Origin of the sequence: Paraburkholderia sp. J94, from assembly GCF_905220285.1 — a bacterium.
GTDB classification, from domain to species: Bacteria; Pseudomonadota; Gammaproteobacteria; order Burkholderiales; family Burkholderiaceae; genus Paraburkholderia; species Paraburkholderia tropica_A.
Genome location: NZ_CAJMZH010000002.1, coordinates 316,921 through 333,270 on the forward strand (window position 1 = coordinate 316,921; position 16,350 = coordinate 333,270).

14 protein-coding genes are annotated in these 16,350 nt (G+C 66.4%); 7 read left to right on the plus strand and 7 right to left on the minus strand.

Going from position 1 to position 16,350, the window contains the following annotated elements; translation table 11 throughout:
• Window positions 1-9: 9 nt before the first annotated feature.
• Both U4Y88_RS04745 and gltA read right to left on the minus strand, forming a co-directional pair.
• Window positions 10-2,280 carry an amylo-alpha-1,6-glucosidase gene (locus U4Y88_RS04745; RefSeq protein ID WP_224009157.1) on the minus strand — a complete coding sequence of 757 codons (2,271 nt, stop codon included), beginning with the start codon at window positions 2,278-2,280 and terminating at the stop codon, window positions 10-12.
• Between the two features lie 270 nt (window positions 2,281-2,550).
• Window positions 2,551-3,852, minus strand: a complete 1,302-nt coding sequence (gene gltA / locus U4Y88_RS04750) for a citrate synthase (protein ID WP_224009159.1) — start codon at window positions 3,850-3,852, stop codon at window positions 2,551-2,553.
• 364 nt (window positions 3,853-4,216) lie between these two features.
• Here gltA and U4Y88_RS04755 point away from each other — a divergent pair, with 364 nt between their 5' ends.
• Window positions 4,217-4,618 carry a hypothetical protein gene (locus U4Y88_RS04755; protein WP_205997025.1) on the plus strand — a complete coding sequence of 134 codons (402 nt, stop codon included), beginning with the start codon at window positions 4,217-4,219 and terminating at the stop codon, window positions 4,616-4,618.
• Window positions 4,619-4,832: 214 nt separating this feature from the next.
• Here the strand turns inward: U4Y88_RS04755 and U4Y88_RS04760 are convergent, their stop codons facing one another.
• The 3 genes from U4Y88_RS04760 to U4Y88_RS04770 form a co-directional block, all read right to left on the minus strand.
• Window positions 4,833-5,618, minus strand: a complete 786-nt coding sequence (locus U4Y88_RS04760) for an alpha/beta hydrolase (protein ID WP_310633166.1) — start codon at window positions 5,616-5,618, stop codon at window positions 4,833-4,835.
• Between the two features lie 213 nt (window positions 5,619-5,831).
• Window positions 5,832-6,905: a rod shape-determining protein gene (locus U4Y88_RS04765; protein ID WP_310633165.1), complete on the minus strand. Its 1,074-nt coding sequence runs from the start codon at window positions 6,903-6,905 to the stop codon at window positions 5,832-5,834.
• A gap of 424 nt (window positions 6,906-7,329) precedes the next feature.
• Window positions 7,330-7,986 carry an alpha/beta hydrolase gene (locus U4Y88_RS04770; RefSeq protein WP_321782590.1) on the minus strand — a complete coding sequence of 219 codons (657 nt, stop codon included), beginning with the start codon at window positions 7,984-7,986 and terminating at the stop codon, window positions 7,330-7,332.
• 490 nt (window positions 7,987-8,476) lie between these two features.
• On the opposite strand from U4Y88_RS04770, the gene U4Y88_RS04775 reads away from it, so the two are divergent.
• The 5 genes from U4Y88_RS04775 (at window position 8,477) to U4Y88_RS04795 (ending at window position 13,028) form a co-directional block, all read left to right on the plus strand.
• Window positions 8,477-9,172, plus strand: coding sequence for a YdcF family protein (locus tag U4Y88_RS04775; protein ID WP_321782592.1), 696 nt, complete (start codon window positions 8,477-8,479; stop codon window positions 9,170-9,172).
• A 19-nt stretch (window positions 9,173-9,191) separates the two neighbouring features.
• On the plus strand, window positions 9,192-10,346 hold the full coding sequence (locus U4Y88_RS04780) for an MGDG synthase family glycosyltransferase (protein ID WP_224009168.1): 1,155 nt from the start codon (window positions 9,192-9,194) through the stop codon (window positions 10,344-10,346).
• A complete protein-coding gene (locus U4Y88_RS04785; RefSeq protein ID WP_321782594.1) occupies window positions 10,343-10,858 on the plus strand; it encodes a hypothetical protein in 516 nt (171 codons plus the stop codon). Before U4Y88_RS04780 ends, U4Y88_RS04785 begins: the two co-directional genes overlap by 4 nt.
• Window positions 10,845-11,318: a tyrosine-protein phosphatase gene (locus U4Y88_RS04790; RefSeq protein ID WP_321782596.1), complete on the plus strand. Its 474-nt coding sequence runs from the start codon at window positions 10,845-10,847 to the stop codon at window positions 11,316-11,318. Before U4Y88_RS04785 ends, U4Y88_RS04790 begins: the two co-directional genes overlap by 14 nt.
• 129 nt (window positions 11,319-11,447) lie before the next feature.
• Complete coding sequence (locus U4Y88_RS04795; protein ID WP_310633159.1) at window positions 11,448-13,028, plus strand: DHA2 family efflux MFS transporter permease subunit; 1,581 nt, start codon at window positions 11,448-11,450, stop codon at window positions 13,026-13,028.
• 12 nt (window positions 13,029-13,040) lie between these two features.
• Here the strand turns inward: U4Y88_RS04795 and U4Y88_RS04800 are convergent, their stop codons facing one another.
• Both U4Y88_RS04800 and U4Y88_RS04805 read right to left on the minus strand, forming a co-directional pair.
• Window positions 13,041-14,285, minus strand: coding sequence for an FAD-binding oxidoreductase (locus U4Y88_RS04800; protein WP_321782598.1), 1,245 nt, complete (start codon window positions 14,283-14,285; stop codon window positions 13,041-13,043).
• Between the two features lie 41 nt (window positions 14,286-14,326).
• Entirely contained in the window at window positions 14,327-15,145 is an 819-nt protein-coding gene (locus U4Y88_RS04805) for an ABC transporter substrate-binding protein (RefSeq protein WP_290371069.1), read from the minus strand.
• A 183-nt stretch (window positions 15,146-15,328) separates the two neighbouring features.
• Between U4Y88_RS04805 and U4Y88_RS04810 the strand changes: the two genes are divergently transcribed.
• A complete protein-coding gene (locus U4Y88_RS04810) occupies window positions 15,329-16,342 on the plus strand; it encodes an ornithine cyclodeaminase family protein (RefSeq protein WP_321782600.1) in 1,014 nt (337 codons plus the stop codon).
• Window positions 16,343-16,350 lie beyond the last annotated feature (8 nt).

Here is a 16,350-nt window from a genome sequence, read left to right on the forward strand (position 1 = left end):
CGCGACGCGTTACAGCACCGCAACGACCTTCACGTCGCTGCGATCCGCCGAGGCCACGACCTTGCCGTCCACGCGACGGAATGTCAGCGTGACCGCCGCGTTACCCACGCGCAGATGCCCCACTTCGAGCCAGTCGATGCCTTCAGGCAGCATCGGCTGCTCGACGCGCACTTCGCGGCGCGTGGCGTCGATGCTCACGCCCAGACACGCTTCCAGCATCATGAACGGCGAGCCCGCCGCCCACGCCTGCGGCAAACACGCGACCGGATACGCCGTGGGCGGCTCGCCGCGTCGGCGCGGGAACCCGCAGAACAGCTCGGGCAGACGCATATCGAAGGTCACCGCCGCCTCGAACAAGGCCTGCAGCAGACGCACCGCCGCTTCCTTGCGTCCATAACGCGCGAGCCCGCGTGCGCACAGCGCGTTGTCGTGCGGCCAGACCGAGCCGTTGTGATAGGCCATCGGATTGAAGCGCGCCTGACCGGCCGCGAGCGTACGCACGCCCCAGCCCGTATGGAACAGCGCCGATTCGAGAATCTCCGCGACCGCGCGGCCGCGCTCGTACTCGGGCAGGCCGAACGCGAGCAGATGCCCCGCATTCGACGCCAGCACGCGGCACAGATCGCCGTGGCCGTCGAGCGCGATGCCGTAGAACTCCGACTCCGGCATCCAGTACTTCTCTTCCACGCAGCGGCGGATCTTCGCGGCGCGGCCCGCATAGCGCGCGGCGTCCTCGATCAGTCCACGTTGAGTGGCGAAACGCGACATCGTCTCGAACGCCGCGCTCGCATAGGCCTGCACCTCGACGAGCGCAATCGGCCCATCGGGGAAGCGTCCGTCGGCATGAAAGACCGAATCGTGGCTGTCTTTCCAGCCTTGATTCGCGAGCCCGCCTTCCGACTCGCGCCGGTAATCGAGCAGACCATGCGGATTGCGGTCGCAGACGCCCGCGACCCAGGCCGCCGCGCGTTCGAGCGCGGGCCAGAGTTCGTCGATCAGCGCGAGGTCGCCGGTGCGTTCGACATACGCGCCCGCCAGCACGACGAACAGCGGCGTCGAATCCACGCCGCCGTAGTAGAGCGCGAACGGCACTTCGCCCGTGGCCGCCATTTCGCTCTTGCGCATCTCGTGCATGATCTTGCCGACCGCCGCGTCGCGGAACGCCGAGTCCTCGCGCGCCTGATGCGCGGCGAGAAAACGCAGCACGCCGCGCGCGAGCGCCGGTTGCAGCCACAGCGTTTGCAGCGACGTGATGATCGCGTCGCGGCCGAACGGCGTGGAGAACCACGGAATGCCCGCGTACGGATACGGACCGGTCGGCAGATCGGTCGTGAGCAGGCCGAGATCCGCGATCGAACGGTTGATCCACGAATTGAAAAGCGGATTGCTCGAACGCACGCGCGCGGTCTGGCGGCGGCGCTCGCGCATCACGATGTGCGCGTCGACCAGCGCGGCGCGAATGGCCGCGCGGCCCACGCTCTGGCCGTTCGACTCGGCGAGACAATGGCTGGGCTTGATGATGCCCGCGCTCGGCGTGTCGGAGGCCGCGCCTTCGAGCGGCTCGACTTCGATCGCGACCGTGAGATAGAGCGAAACGCAGGCCTGCGCCGGCAACGCAACGGTGAAGTCGGCGCGGTCGGCGAGCAGCTTGTCGGGCTTCGGCGAGAACTCGATGCGCACGCGCCGCGCGACCTTGTCGAGCCCGATATATTCGAGCCGCACCTCGCTGCCTTCCACGCGCGGCGGCTTGAGTTCGCCGCGCACTTCGCGCTTGAGGCCGCGCACTTCGAACATGTCGCGGAAGTCGCTCGCGAACGAGATCGACAGCGGCACGACCGCTTCTTGCGTACCGTAGTTCGTGAGCTCGATGGCCTCGGTCATCATCGTGCCCGAGAGCACGCGCTCGCGTTCGACGTGAATCACGCCTTCGGGCGTGCTCGTGCCGCCGAGCGGCGGCAGCGGACGATTGGTGAAATGCGCGGTGAACGCGGTGTTGTCGCTGCTCACGCTGCCCGAAAGCAGCGACGGCACGCGGCCGCCGAAGGTGAGACGCAGCGAGGACAGCACGCGCGTGTCGTTGACGAACAGACCGTCGTCGATGCCGGTGATATCGCCCAGCGGATCGTTGACGATGAAGGTGTCGCCCGACTTCAGCACATGCTGGTCGGCGCTTGCGACTTCGGGGGTTTCGGGCGCGATGAATGCGCCATCGGCGGGTTGATCGGGATGATCCACGCCGCTGGAGCGCGAGACGCCACCGAGTGTTTCAGGATCCTGCATTACGTTGTCTCCTTTAGAGCCGTTCCGTACACATCGCCTTCCGCTCGATTGTAGTGGCTCAACACGGGTTCGCGTCAAATCGTGCGCGCCCGACCGGCATGAAAAAACGCGCCGGAAAAAATTACGGGCGCCGGCACGGTAAAACGTGCGGGCGCCCGTCGATCGCGACGCGGCAGCTCGTGGCCGCCGCGTGCTCAAACGTTATGCAGCGTTAATGCAAGGTGTAGGCGATCGTCGCTGTGGCTGAGCGTGGTGGCTCAGCTTGGCGGATTAGCGTTGCGAAATCGGCTTCGCTTCGCGCGGCGTGTTGCCGATGAACAGCTGACGCGGACGGCCGATCTTCTGCTCGGGGTCGCCGATCATTTCGTTCCATTGCGCGATCCAGCCCACCGTGCGCGCCATCGCGAAGATGCAGGTGAACATCGCGGTCGGGATGCCCAGCGCGCGCTGCACGATGCCCGAGTAGAAGTCGACGTTCGGGTAGAGCTTGCGCGACACGAAGTATTCGTCTTCGAGCGCGATCTTTTCGAGCGCCATCGCGAGCTTGAACAGCGGGTCGTCGTGCAGGCCGAGTTCGTTGAGCACTTCGTGGCAGGTTTCGCGCATCAGCTTCGCGCGCGGATCGTAGTTCTTGTAGACGCGGTGGCCGAAGCCCATGAGCTTCACGCCCGAGTTCTTGTCCTTCACCTGCTTGATGAATTCGGGGATGTTGTCGACCGAGCCGATCTCTTCGAGCATGTTCAGCGCGGCTTCGTTCGCGCCGCCGTGCGCCGGGCCCCACAGACACGCGATACCGGCCGCGATACACGCGAACGGATTCGCGCCCGACGAACCCGCCAGACGCACCGTCGAGGTCGAGGCGTTCTGTTCGTGGTCGGCGTGCAGGATCAGGATGCGGTCGAGCGCGCGCACCAGCACGTCGTTGACCTTGTACTCCTCGGCCGGGTTCGAGAACATCATCTGCATGAAGTTCGCGCTGTACGAGAGGTCGTTGCGCGGATACACGAACGGCTGGCCGACCGTGTACTTGTACGCCATCGCCACCAGCGTCGGCAGCTTCGCGATCATGCGGATCGCCGAGACTTCACGGTGCTTCGGATCGGTGATGTCGAGCGAGTCGTGATAGAACGCCGACAGCGCGCCGACGGCCGCCACCAGAATCGCCATCGGATGCGCGTCGCGGCGGAAGCCACGGAAGAAGAAGTGCATCTGCTCGTGAACCATCGTGTGGTTCGTGACGGTCGCAACGAATTCGTCCTTCTGCGCCTGCGTCGGCAGTTCGCCCTTCAGCAGCAGGTAGCAGCTTTCGAGGAAGTCGGCGTTCTGCGCGAGGTTGTCGATCGGATAGCCGCGATAGAGCAGTTCGCCCTTGTCGCCGTCGATATAGGTGATCGCCGAGTTGCACGACGCCGTGGACATGAAGCCCGGGTCGTACGTGAACATGCCGGTCTGGCCGTACAGCTTGCGGATGTCGATCACGTCCGGGCCTTGCGTGCCCTTGTAGACCGGCAGCTGGACGCCTTCAGCCTGGCCGGGGATGGTGAGAGTGGCGTGAGTCTTCGAATCGATCATGTCTTTTCCTTGCATTGAATTGCAGTCATCTCGCAAGACGCAGCGCCGCCCGTCGCCCGGAAATCCGGGCCGGCCTCACTGCGACCACTTGACGCATTTTACGGCGCAATGCAACATCGATTGATAGTCCAGGCTGCAACAATGCCTATTGAACCCCGCAACACTGAATACTTGCAGCTTCCTTAACATCGATTCCTGCAACAATATTTTGCTCTGCAGCACAACATGAGCGGGTTTAGCTCTGACATACTGCTTGACATGCAACGACTTCCCCTGTCAGAGCATGCATCATTGGCCCGCCCTCGAAGGCGGGCCTTTTTTCTAAGGCCACACGCGCTGTACGCAAAACGTAAGGAATGAACAGATGAACATCTCGATCGACACCCTGTTCGCGGAAGACGAACTTGCCGAGGGCGCCGTCGTCACGGCCCTCAATCACCAGGACATCGTGGTCGCCCTGTCGGCGGCCCTCGCGAACGAACGGGTGGCGGTGCTCCACATGCTGTATCCGCGCACCGATGCGCGCACGCACCGCAGCCTCGACGCGCTCGTCGACGCGCTGAACGGCCACGGCCTGCATCAGGTCGCGCGCCTCGTCGCCCAGGAAGCGCACTACCTCGTGTTCAAGGACCCGGTGAAGGCATGGAAGGCCTTCCACGAAATCCGCAACGATTCGCTCGCCATCGGCGTGCACCTCTACTACGCGGGCCTCGTCGGCGAAGCGGCCGAGCACAAGCTCGACGCGCACGCGCACGGCCGCGACTAAGCATTCCTCGCGCGTCAGGCATTCCACGCGCGTCAGGCCTCGGGCGGCCCGATCTCGACTCATCGACATTTCGGACCGCCCCGCCTTCATTACTTTCTGCTTACGCCATACATTCGCGGATTTTCGTCCGCGCCAATTAATCAGGATTCCGATACGTATCGGTGGATGCGAAAAAGGCCGCAAAATGCGGCCTTTTTTGTGCCATGAGCGACGCTCAGCGTCCGTGACCGCTCGCGAAGTGATCGACGAGATCGTTGAACGCGCCGGGACGCGCGAGATTCATGCCGTGCGACGCGCCTTCCACGGTCGCGCGGCGCGCATCGGGCATCCACTCTTCGAGCGCCGCCGCCGCGCGCTGGAACATCTGCGGGCTCAGTTCGCCGTCGATCAGCAGCACGGGACACGTCACCTCGGCGGCCTCTTCGCGCGTGTACGCGGCGAGCGGATCGAGGAACTGCGGGCCGAGCGTGTGCGCGTTGTCGGTCGCCATCTGGCGGAACGACTGCGTGCTTTTCGCCCAGAAACCGGGACGGCTCACCGAATCGACGAATAGTTCGAGGCCGCCGTTCACGTCGCCGGATTCGATCAGCTGCACCGCGCGGGCGCGCAGCGCGTTGACCGTTTCCGGCAGCTTCGCGAGGCTCTGGCCCGGCATCTGCACCGGGCCGCCCGGATCGGCGAGCATCAGGCTTTGCAGATGATCGGGATAACGGCGCGCGAAGTGATACGCGACCGAGCCGCCGCGCGAATGGCCGATCACGTGCGCAGGACCGGCGCCGAAGGCGTCGATGAACTGCGCGACCTCGTCGGCGTGACGGCTCCAGCTAAACGGTTCGGCGGGCGTCGGCGCGGCCGCGGGCCAATAGTGCGTGAGGCTCACGGAGACGCAGCGGTAATGCTCCGAGAGTCCCGAGATTTGCGGCTGCCAGTAACGGTAGTCGCACAGCGACCCGTGGATGAAGAGGAGCAGCTCGCCCTCGCCGCGTTCGATATACGGCATGGGTTGCCCGCCGGGGAGTTCGACAAACGACCCGGGAGCGGGAAAAACGGCTTGATTCACGGCTGGATGATATGGAGACGACAAACCGGCTGCGCGTGCGCGAACGCGTACACAAGACGCGCGGCGCGCCGGGAAAGGCGCGTATTGTCGCACGTCGGCCCGACGTGCGTGAGAGGTGACCTGGGGAACGCCCTGGGCGGCGTGCGCAAACGCTCAGTCGTGGCCGTGGAAGTCCGGCTGGCCGGCCTCGACGGCGCCCGCCGCCGCCGCGCCCGCACCGCGCACGGCGCAGGTGAGCGGCTCGTCGGCGATCCGCACGCGCACGCCGAGTTCGGCCTGGAAGCACTGGTCGAGACGGCGCAGCAGCGCGCCGCCGCCCGTGAGCACGATGCCGGTATCGGCGATATCGGTCACCAGTTCGGGCGGCGCGGTCTCGAACACCTGGCGCACCACGCCGATCACCTGGCGCAGCGGCATGGCCAGCGCGTCGGCGATGTCCTCGCTGCTGATCTCGACGGTGCGCGGCAGGCCGTCGTCGAGGCTGCGGCCCGTCGCGCGCAGGCGCTCGATGGGCTCGCCGCGCAACGCGCTGCCGATGGTCTTTTTCAGATGCTCGGCGGTCTGCTCGCCGATGATCACGCCGTACAGGCTGCGCACGTAGTCGATGATGGCGCGGTCGAACTGGTCGCCGCCCACGCGGATCGAGCCGCTGCACGCCACCGCGCCGAGCGCGATCACGCCCACTTCGGTGGTGCCGCCGCCGATATCGACGACCATCGAGCCGGTCGACGAGCCGACCGGCAACCCCGCGCCCAGCGCCGCCGCCAGCGATTCGCCGATCAGGTTCACGCTCGCTGCGCCCGCCGAGAACGCGGCCTCGCGGATCGCGCGGCGCTCCACGCGGGTGGCCGCGCCCGGCACGCACACGGTGAACGTCGGACGACGGCCGAACAGGCGGCGCGGCTGCGCCATGGCGACGAAGCGGCGCATCATGTGCTCGGCGGCCGAGAAGTCGGCGATCACGCCGTGCACGAGCGGCTTCACGGTTTCGAGGTTCTGCGGCGCGCGGCCGACGAGCGCTTTCGCGTCGCGGCCCACGGCGGCGACCGTCGTTTCGCCGGCCTTGCCCAAGGCGCCGCCGCGCTCGAAGCAGACGACCGAAGGCTGATCGAGCACGATGCCCTCGTCCGCCGTATAGATCAGCGTGTTGGCGGTGCCCAGATCGAGCGCCACGTCGTGGCGGGACAGCTTGTGCAAAAAGGATGAGTGCCGCGCGGCTTGAGCCATGTCGTCTTGTGTGTGTGGAACGGACCTGCCGGCGGTCCGCCCCGGATCTCTGACCCGGTTGCCGTCGTCGAGAAAAATGGGCGATACCTCGTGGGTCGCCATCGTCTGAACGCATGCGCGCGCTGTAAAGCGCAAACCGGGCGCGTGGGGCCCCGTGGCCCACTGGCTCCTGTTAACGGCCAAGCCGGGCGAGACTTTAATCGCGCCAAAAATAACCCGGCAGTTTAATTAAGGAATGTAAAGAATTAAAGTCGGACCGCGCGATTTCGGCACGGTTTCGGCCCGTTTTACAGTCGATTCTTCAGCGGATTACTCGGCGAATTTGTCTGCGAATATCGGCGAATTTGTCTGCGGATTCGAGGCGATTTTCCGCTTCGACCGCGCGATTTTAGCGCCCGCGCATTGCACGCGGGCGCGTGTGCACTTAGGCCTGCGGCGTCTGCAACGCACGCACCAGCGCGTCGCGGCCGAGCATCGCGCCCTGCGCCGTGATCGTGTGACCCACGCCAGGCAAGGCGTAGGCGGCCACGGCATAGCCCGCGTCGCTGAACGCGACGGCCGCGCGTTCGAGTTCCTGCACGGGAATCACTTCGTCGTCCTCGCCATGCACGAGCGTGAGCGTCGTGCGGCTATGTGCGACCACGGGCGTCGACAGACGACCCGCGTAAGCGACCACGGCAGCCGCGCCCTGCTCCTGCGTCGCCGTGTAATAAAGCGACATAATCGAGCCCTGCGAAAAGCCCACCAGCGCGAGCGCGTCGAAGCCGAGGCCCCAATGCGCGAGTTCGTCGGCGAGACGTTTTTGCAGCACGGGCAACGCCGCCGCGACGCGTGCGCCGCGATTCGCTTCGTTCACGTCGCGCAGACTGAACCACTGGCGGCCGCCGAAACCGCCGTCGAACGGCTCGCTGCCGTCGAGCGACGCGAACGCCACGCCCGGCAGCGCGTCGCGCCAGGCGTCAGCGAGCGGCACCAGATCGCGTGCGTTGCTGCCCACGCCGTGCAGCAGCACGACGAGCGCGCGCGGCGCGCCTTCGGCCGGCGCGAGACGCCAGCCGCCATCGAATTGTTCCCAGCTCATTGTTGCGATTCCTCTGTGAGCTTGATCGTCGGATGCATGCGCGGATCGCGGACCGGGCATCGCCCTTGCGCCCCGCGCGCCAGCCGCAAGCATACGACGCCCGCGCGCGGGGCGTCGGCGAGGCGGGCGAGCGAAAGGCGGCGGTAAGGTTGAGGCCGGATTTCGGCGTGCGCGAATCGAATTCCCGCATTCGACGACGCATTTTCGTTCCGCTAACCGCGTCGTTCACGCGTTCGGACGCCACCCGACACACTTCGCCAGAATCGCGTCACGGCTCGACGCCGGCGCGCGCGGCGTCCGTCCTCGAAGGACACACGTGCACTGAGCGCGTCGCCACCTGCTCGCGGCCCGCAACTGATCGGCGCCGATATCGCGTGGTATCGTTGCCGCCGCGGTCCACGACGGCCGCGCAGCCAATGAACGCCAGCAATCGAGCAAGGTTGTCATGACGCACACACCCCGAAGCCGGCCCCGCCTGCTTCGCCTCTGCATGCTGATCAGTATCGTCTGGGCGCTCGCGGCGCTGGCGATCGACGCCTCGGGCCTCGCGACGCCCGCCGCGCCATCCGAACTCGGCGCGATTTTCGGCAACGGTCTCGAAGCCGACGGCACGCCCGCGACGCTGCTCGCCGAACGCCTCGACGCGGGTCTCGACTGCTATCGCGCGGGCCGCTGCAAGCGTCTCTTTATCAGCGGCAGCCTCGACGGCCCCGGACTCGACGAGACGCTGGCCATGCAGAACTATCTGATCCAGCACGGCGTCGAGCCGCACGACATCGTCCCCGACCGCGCCGGCGACAACACGCTCGCGAGCGCCCAGCATCTGATCGCCTATATGCGCGAGCGCCATCTCGGCTCGGTCACGCTCGTCAGCCAGTACTACCACTTGCCGCGCGCGCGTCTCGCGGTCACGCGCGCCGGTGGCGACGCGTTCGCGGTCTACGGCGTCTATCCGCGCACGTTCCATCTGCGCGACCTCTATGCGAGCTGGCGCGAAGTGCCCGCGTGGCTCGTCTATCGCGTGCGCCTGGGCGCGAATCCCGATGCGCAGCCGGTGACGATCCGCCCGTTTCTGTCGCTGTTCAATCTGATCCGCAGTCTGTTCACGGGCGAGGCCGCCGATGTGCCGAACCGTGCGCCGAACTACGCGCCCAGCCCGCCGTCCGTCCCTGCCTGGAAAACCTGACATGCACGACCCGCGTGAAATGAAGTCACCCGTCAAGAAACTGCTGGTCCTGAGCGTCAGCGCCGGTGCGGGCCACACGCGTGCGGCCGAGGCCATCAGCGCTTACGCCGCGACGCATCCGGCCGGTATCGAAGCGCTGCATCTCGATGTCATGGACTTCGTGCCGTCCACGTTCCGCAAGATTTACACGGACCTCTATCTCGCGCTGGTGCGCTCGCAGCCCGCGATCTGGAGCTACCTCTATCAGAAGACGGATCGCACCGATCCCGCCGCGCTCTCGCAGAAACTGCGCCGCGCCGTCGAGCGCCTGAACTGCCGTTCGCTGTTCGCCGAAATCGAGCAATGGCAGCCGGACGCCATCGTCTGCACGCATTTTCTGCCCGCCGAACTGCTCTCGCGCGAGATCCGCAAGACGCGTCTCGACGTGCCGGTCTGGGTTCAGGTCACCGATTTCGATCTGCACACGCTCTGGGTCGTCCCGCACCTGAGCGGCTATTTCGCGGCCAACGACGAAGTGGCGTGGCGCATGCGCACGCGCGGCCTGCCGCCGGACGCGATCCACGTGACCGGCATTCCGGTGATGCCCGCGTTCAGCCAGCCGCTCGACCGCGCCGAATGCGCGGCTTCGCTCGGCCTCGATCCGACACGCCGCACCTTGCTGATGATGTCGGGCGGCGCGGGGCTCGGACCGATGGATCAGCTCGCGGCGCGTCTGCTCGACATGGACGGCGATTTTCAGCTGATCGCGCTCGCGGGCCGCAATCGCGAATTGCTGGGTGCGCTCGAAGCGCAGGCGAAGGCGCATCCGGGCCGCTTGTTTCCGCACGGCTTCACGCGTGAAGTCGAACGCCTGATGGCCTGTTCCGATCTCGTCATCACGAAGCCCGGCGGCCTGACGACTTCCGAATGTCTCGCGATGAATCTGCCGATGCTGCTGAATTCGCCGATTCCCGGCCAGGAAGAACGCAACGCGGACTTTCTGCTCGAACAAGGCGTCGCGCTCAAGGCCATCGACGACGACGCCCTCGCCTACCGCGTGCACACGTTGCTGCACGATCCCGCGAAACTCGACGCCATGCGTCAGCGCAGCGTGCCGCTCGGCCGCCCGCTCGCCGCGCGCGCGGTGCTCGATCTCGTGACCGGCGCCGGAGCGGCCGCTGGAGCGTCCACATGACGCTCGCGCATTTCGTGCCCGCACGGCGCACCGTCGTGCTGGTCGCGTGGGTCATGCTGCTCGCCTTCTTTTTCGCCAACGTCGAAATCCAGATCGAAGGCAGCGCGGGCTGGGCCGCGAATCTGCCGACCTGGCGCATCGAAAAGAGCTGGCTGCAGGACATCTTCTGGGGTGGCCGCCCGATGACTGGCTATCACGCGTGGGTCTTTCCGTTCGTGGCGCTGTTCTTCCATCTGCCGGCCATCTTTAGCGCGCGATGGACGTGGCGCATCGAGGCGCGTCTGATCGCCTGCATCATGGTGTTCTGGATTACTGAAGATTTTTTGTGGTTCGTGCTGAACCCGGCGTTCGGGCTCGCGCGATTCCAGCCCGCCAACGTGCCGTGGCACATCCACTGGTTCGGCCCCGCGCCCACCGATTACTGGACCATGGGCGCCGCCGCGCTGGTGCTGTTCCAGCTGTCGCGCGGCTGGTGGCGCACTTCGAAAGACGCGTTTTATGGCCGTTCATAACCTGTTTCGCCTCACGCCTTCGCTGTTTCGCAGCGCGCGGCTTTCGCGCAAGGACGTCGCGCATCTGCAGGCACTCGGCGTGCGCAAGGTCATCAGCTTTCGCGCGTTTCATTCGGATCGCCGCATTCTCGCGGGCACCGGCATCGCCACGCTGCGCATTCCGATCAACACCTGGAACATTCGCGACCGCGACATGCTCGCCGCGCTGCGGGCGCTGCGCCACGCGGAGCGCGACGGCCCGATCCTCGTGCATTGCCAGCATGGCGCGGACCGCACCGGACTCGTCTGCGCGCTCTATCGCATCATCTATCAGGACTGGACGCGCGAAGCCGCGCTCGACGAATTGCTGAACGGCGGCTTCGGCTTTCATGCGATCTGGCAGAACATCCGCCGCTATCTGAGCGAAGTCGATATCGAGAAGTTGCGGCGGGAGCTTGGCATGCCGGTGCCGTCCACCTAAGGGCCCGAACTCCCCCAAAACCCCTGCGCGGCATGGGTTTTGCGATTGCGGTTATCCTTGCGCGACATCCGGCCTGTCAGACGCCGGCACGCCGAAAGCCAGTCGTAACCGAATCCGCGGAGAAGACGCTTGAACCAGCCTGCCGCCACCAACACGCCGGGCGCGCCGCCCGCGCCCCCGCCGCCGCTTGAAGGCGGCAAGCTGATCCTCGCGACCATCGCGGTCGCGCTCGCCACGTTCATGAACGTGCTGGACACCTCGATCGCCAACGTCGCCATTCCGACGATTTCCGGCGACCTCGGCGTGTCCGTCGACGAAGGCACGTGGGTCATCACCGTGTTCGCGGCCGCCAACGCCGTCTCGATTCCGCTCACCGGCTGGCTCACGCAGCGCTTCGGCCAGATCCGCCTGTTCGTCGCGTCGATTCTGTCCTTCGTGCTCGCCTCGTGGCTCTGCGGCGTCGCGCCGACACTGCCCTTCCTGCTCGTCGCGCGCGTGCTGCAAGGCGCCGTGGCCGGTCCGCTGATTCCGCTCTCGCAGGCCATCCTGCTCGGCTCCTGGCCGCGCGACAAATCCGCCAGCGCGCTCGCCTTCTGGGCGATGACGACCACGGTCGGCCCGATCGCCGGACCGGCGCTCGGCGGCTGGATCACCGACAGCTACAACTGGTCGTGGATTTTCTACATCAACATTCCGGTCGGGCTGTTCGCGGCCTCGATCACGTGGTCGATCTACCGGCAGCGCGAGTCGGCCACGCGCAAGCCGCCCATCGACGTCGTGGGTCTCGGTCTGTTGATCGCGTGGGTCGCCTCGCTGCAAATCCTGCTCGACAAGGGCAAGGACCTCGACTGGTTCGCCTCGCCCGTGATCGTCGGGCTCGGCGTCGTCGCGCTGATCAGCTTTGCGTTCTTTCTCGTCTGGGAATTGACGGAGGAACATCCGATCGTCGATTTACGATTATTCGGACAACGTAACTTTCTCGGCGGCACCGTGGCGATTTCGGTGGCGTATGGCGTGTTCTTCGGCAATCTCGTGCTGCTGCCGCAATGGATGCAGGAGTATCTGAACTACCGTTCCGTCGATGCGGGCCTCGTGACCGCGCCGCTCGGCGTGTTCGCGCTGCTGCTTTCGCCGGTCGTGGGCCGCATTCTGCCGCGCTCGGACGCACGCGTGATCGCCACGTCGGCGTTCGTGTTGTTCGCGGTGGTGTTCTTCATGCGCTCGCGCTATGTGATCGAAATCGACACGTTCCACCTCGTGCTGCCGACGCTGCTGCAAGGCGTGCCGATGGCGCTCTTTTTCGTGCCGCTCACGGCGATCATCCTCGCGGGACAGCCGCCGCAACGCATTCCGGCGGCGGCGGGTCTGTCGAATTTCGTGCGGGTGTTTTGCGGCGCGGTGGGCACGTCGATTTCGACGAACGCCTGGAATAACCGCACGATCCTGCATCACGAGCGGCTCACCGAGCAGGCGAGCATCAACAATCCGATCTTCCGGCAATCGATCGAGCAGACGCAGCAGGTGCTGCATCTGAGCGAGCCGGCGGCGCGCGCGCTATTCGATTTCCAGTTGACGACCCAGGCCGCGATGATGGGCCTGAACGATATTTTCTATATCTCGGCGATTATTTTTCTCGCAATCATTCCGCTTATCTGGATCACGAAATCGACCAAGGGTGGTGGTGGTGGCGGCGCGGCGGGAGCGCATTGATTACGCCGCGGATCACCCAAACCGCCCCGGAAAATACGGCGCGGGATCGGTAAACGGCGTCTCGCCCACAATCTGCTCCGCAAGCAGCCGCCCCGACACCGGCCCAAGCGTGAGCCCATGATGGTTATGTCCGAACGCGAACCATAAACCCGCGTGACGCGGCGCGGGCCCGAGCAGCGGGCGCATGTCGGGCGTGCACGGACGCATGCCCATCCACGGCGTGTCGTCCAGACGCTTGCCCAGTCCGAACACGGGCCGCGCGTTGCGCTCCGCGCCGTCGAGTTGCGCATAGTTCGGCGGGCGATCGCGCGTGGCGAGTTCGACGCCAGTGGTCAGACGCAGACCGCGCCGCATCGGCGCGACCACGTAACCGCCTTCGATATCGACCACAGGCCGCGTCAGCGGCGCCGGCGCCTCGCTCGCGTAGTGCATGTGATAGCCGCGCTTGGCCATCAGCGGCACGCGATAACCGAGCGGCGCCGTGACCGTATCGGACCACGGTCCCATCGCGACAACAGCCAGTTCCGCGTCGAGCGAACCGTCGTCGGTTTGCACCGACCAGCCGCTGCCCTGCGCACGCAGCGTGCGCGCGTCGCCTTTCACGATCGTGCCGCCCTCGCGCTCGAACAGCGCCGCGTAGCCCTTCACGAGCGCGCCCGGATCGGCGACGCTGGCCGGATCGATCCAGTGAATCGCGCCCGCGTAGCCCGCCGCGAGCGACGGTTCCGCCGCGCGCAAACCGGCGGCGTCGAAGGTCTCGATGTGCAGACCATGCTCGGCGGCCACGCGCTGCGCCGCCGCGCGTTCGCGCTCGAACGCCTGCGCCGAGCGATACGCCTCCAGCCAGCCGATCGGCCGCACGAGCGCGCGCAAGTCGGTGCGTGCGACGAAAGCCTCGTGCTCCGCAACGCTGCGCTCGATCAGCGGCAGCATGTCGCGCGCCGCGCCCGCCAGCCGCGCGGGCGACGACTCGCGCCAGAACGACGCGAGCCAGCGCGCGTAAGCGGGCATCGAACGCACGTCGTAGCGCAGCACCGTCGAGTCGTTGCGCACGAGCCGCAGCAGCGTGCGCCAGTCGCGCGGAAAGCCATACGGCACCACCGACGACGCCTCGATCAGCCCCGCGTTGCCGTGGCTGGTTTCCTCGCCGGGCGCGCGCCGGTCGACCAGCGCCACGCGCACGCCGCGCTGCTGCAAATGCAGCGCCACGCTCACGCCGACGATGCCCGCGCCGAGCACGATCGCGCTCTTGCTCATGCGATTCCTCTGGAGTCCATATCGTTGCGCTTCGATTAGCGTTACTTCGCGACGATGTCGCGGCCGAAATACTTCATCGACAGCTTCGTGAGCGTGCCGTCCTTGCGCAGCGAATCGAGCGCCGCGACCACCTTGGCCTTGAGCGCCGCGTCGTTCTTGCGCAGACCGAAGCCCGTGCCCTCGCCCAGCGTGGCCGGGTCCTTGAGCGGCGCGCCCGCGAAATCGTAATCCTTGCCTTGCGGCTTCGCGAGGAAACCGTCGGTGGCAGTCTGCACTTCCTGGACCGCGCCGTCCAGACGGCCCGCCGCGAGGTCCGCGAAAATCTGGTCCTGATTCTCATACGTGACGATCGACACGCCCTGCGGCGCCCAGTGCTTGCGCACGTAATCTTCCTGCGTCGAACCTTGCAGCACGCCAATCTGCTTGCCCTTGAGGCTCGCGGGCGTGGGCTGCAAACCGGAGCCGCGCTTCGCGACCATCTGGATCGGCATGACGTAGACGGCCGGCGTGAAATCGATCTGCTGACGGCGCTTGTCCGTGATGTTCATCGCCGAATTGATGACGTCGAACTTGCGCGCCTCCAGCGCCGCGATCAGGCCGTCGAAGCTGTTCTCGACCCACACGCATTTCACCTGCATGCGCTGGCAAACGGCATTGCCGATGTCGATGTCGAAGCCCTGCAACTGGCCCGAGGGCGCCTTGCTCTCAAACGGCGGATACGACGCCTCCACGCCGAAACGCAGCGTCTGCGGATCCTGCGCGTGCGCCACGCCCGAGGTCAGCGCGCTCATGCCGAGCGCCGTCGCGAGCAGGCCGGCCAGTCCCGCCACGCGCGCGCAGCGAATCGTCTTCGTGTTCATCGTCGTCATCCTTGGTCTCATGGGTCGGGCGGCGCGCCCCTGCGCAGTGTGCCTCGCAAACGTCGCGGCCGCAGAACGAATATAGACCAAAAATGAAAATAAAGTCTAGAATGGACAAAAATGTCTACACCCCAACCCCGTCCGGCGCGCCCCGCCCGCCGCGAGACTTCGAAGGAATTCAGCATGTCCGCCACGACCGCTTCGCCGACGCTTTCCCACGCCGCTCCGGCTGCCGCCCCCTTTATCGCCGATGCCGCGACGGTGCGCGCCGCGCTGCCCCATCTCGACGTGCGCGGCGTGCTCGCGCGCCTGTTCGCCTCGCTCGGACGCGGCGAAGCCGTGCAGCCGCCGCAGACGCTCGCGCTGTTTCCGCAGCAGGCGGGCGACTTCATCACCTATCTGGGCGTGCTCGCCGAAGCGGGCGTGTTCGGCGCGAAGCTCTCGCCGTACATCGCGGGGACGAATGGGGGCGCAAGCGCAAGCGCGCCCATCATCACGGCCTGGACCGCGCTGATGTCGATGCAGACCGGCCAGCCGCTCATGTGGTGCGACGCCGGTTTGCTGACGACCGAGCGCACCGCGGGCACCACGGCGCTCGCCGTCGACCAGCTCGCGCCGCGCGAGGCGCGCCGTCTCGCCGTGATCGGAGCGGGCGCGGTGGCGCTCGCGCACATCCGCCACACCGCGCCGCTGCGCGCGTGGGAGAGCATCCGCGTGTTTTCGCCGTCACTCGCGGACGATGCCGCACGCGCGGCGCAAGTGCGCGCGACGGATGCACGCGTGAGCGTCGAAGCATCCGCCGAAGCCTGCGTCGCCGATGCCGACGTGGTCATGCTCTGCACCTCGTCGGGCAAACCGGTGCTCGCGCTCGACGCGCTCACGAAGCCCGCGCTCATCACCTCGATCAGCACGAACGTCGCACAGGCGCACGAGATCGATCCGGCCGCGCTGGCCGCGCTCGATGTCTATTGCGACTATCGGCTCACCACGCCGCAAAGCGCGGGCGAAATGACGATCGCCGCGCGCGAGCACGGCTGGTCGCCGGACGCGATCGTGGGCGATCTCGCCGATCTCGCCAACGACGCCTGCCCGCGCCCGGCCTACGCGCGCCACGCATTCTTCCGCTCGATCGGCCTGGGCCTGGAGGACATCGCCATCGCTTACGCGCTCTACGCGCATCTGCGCGCGGCGCGATAAGCAGTATC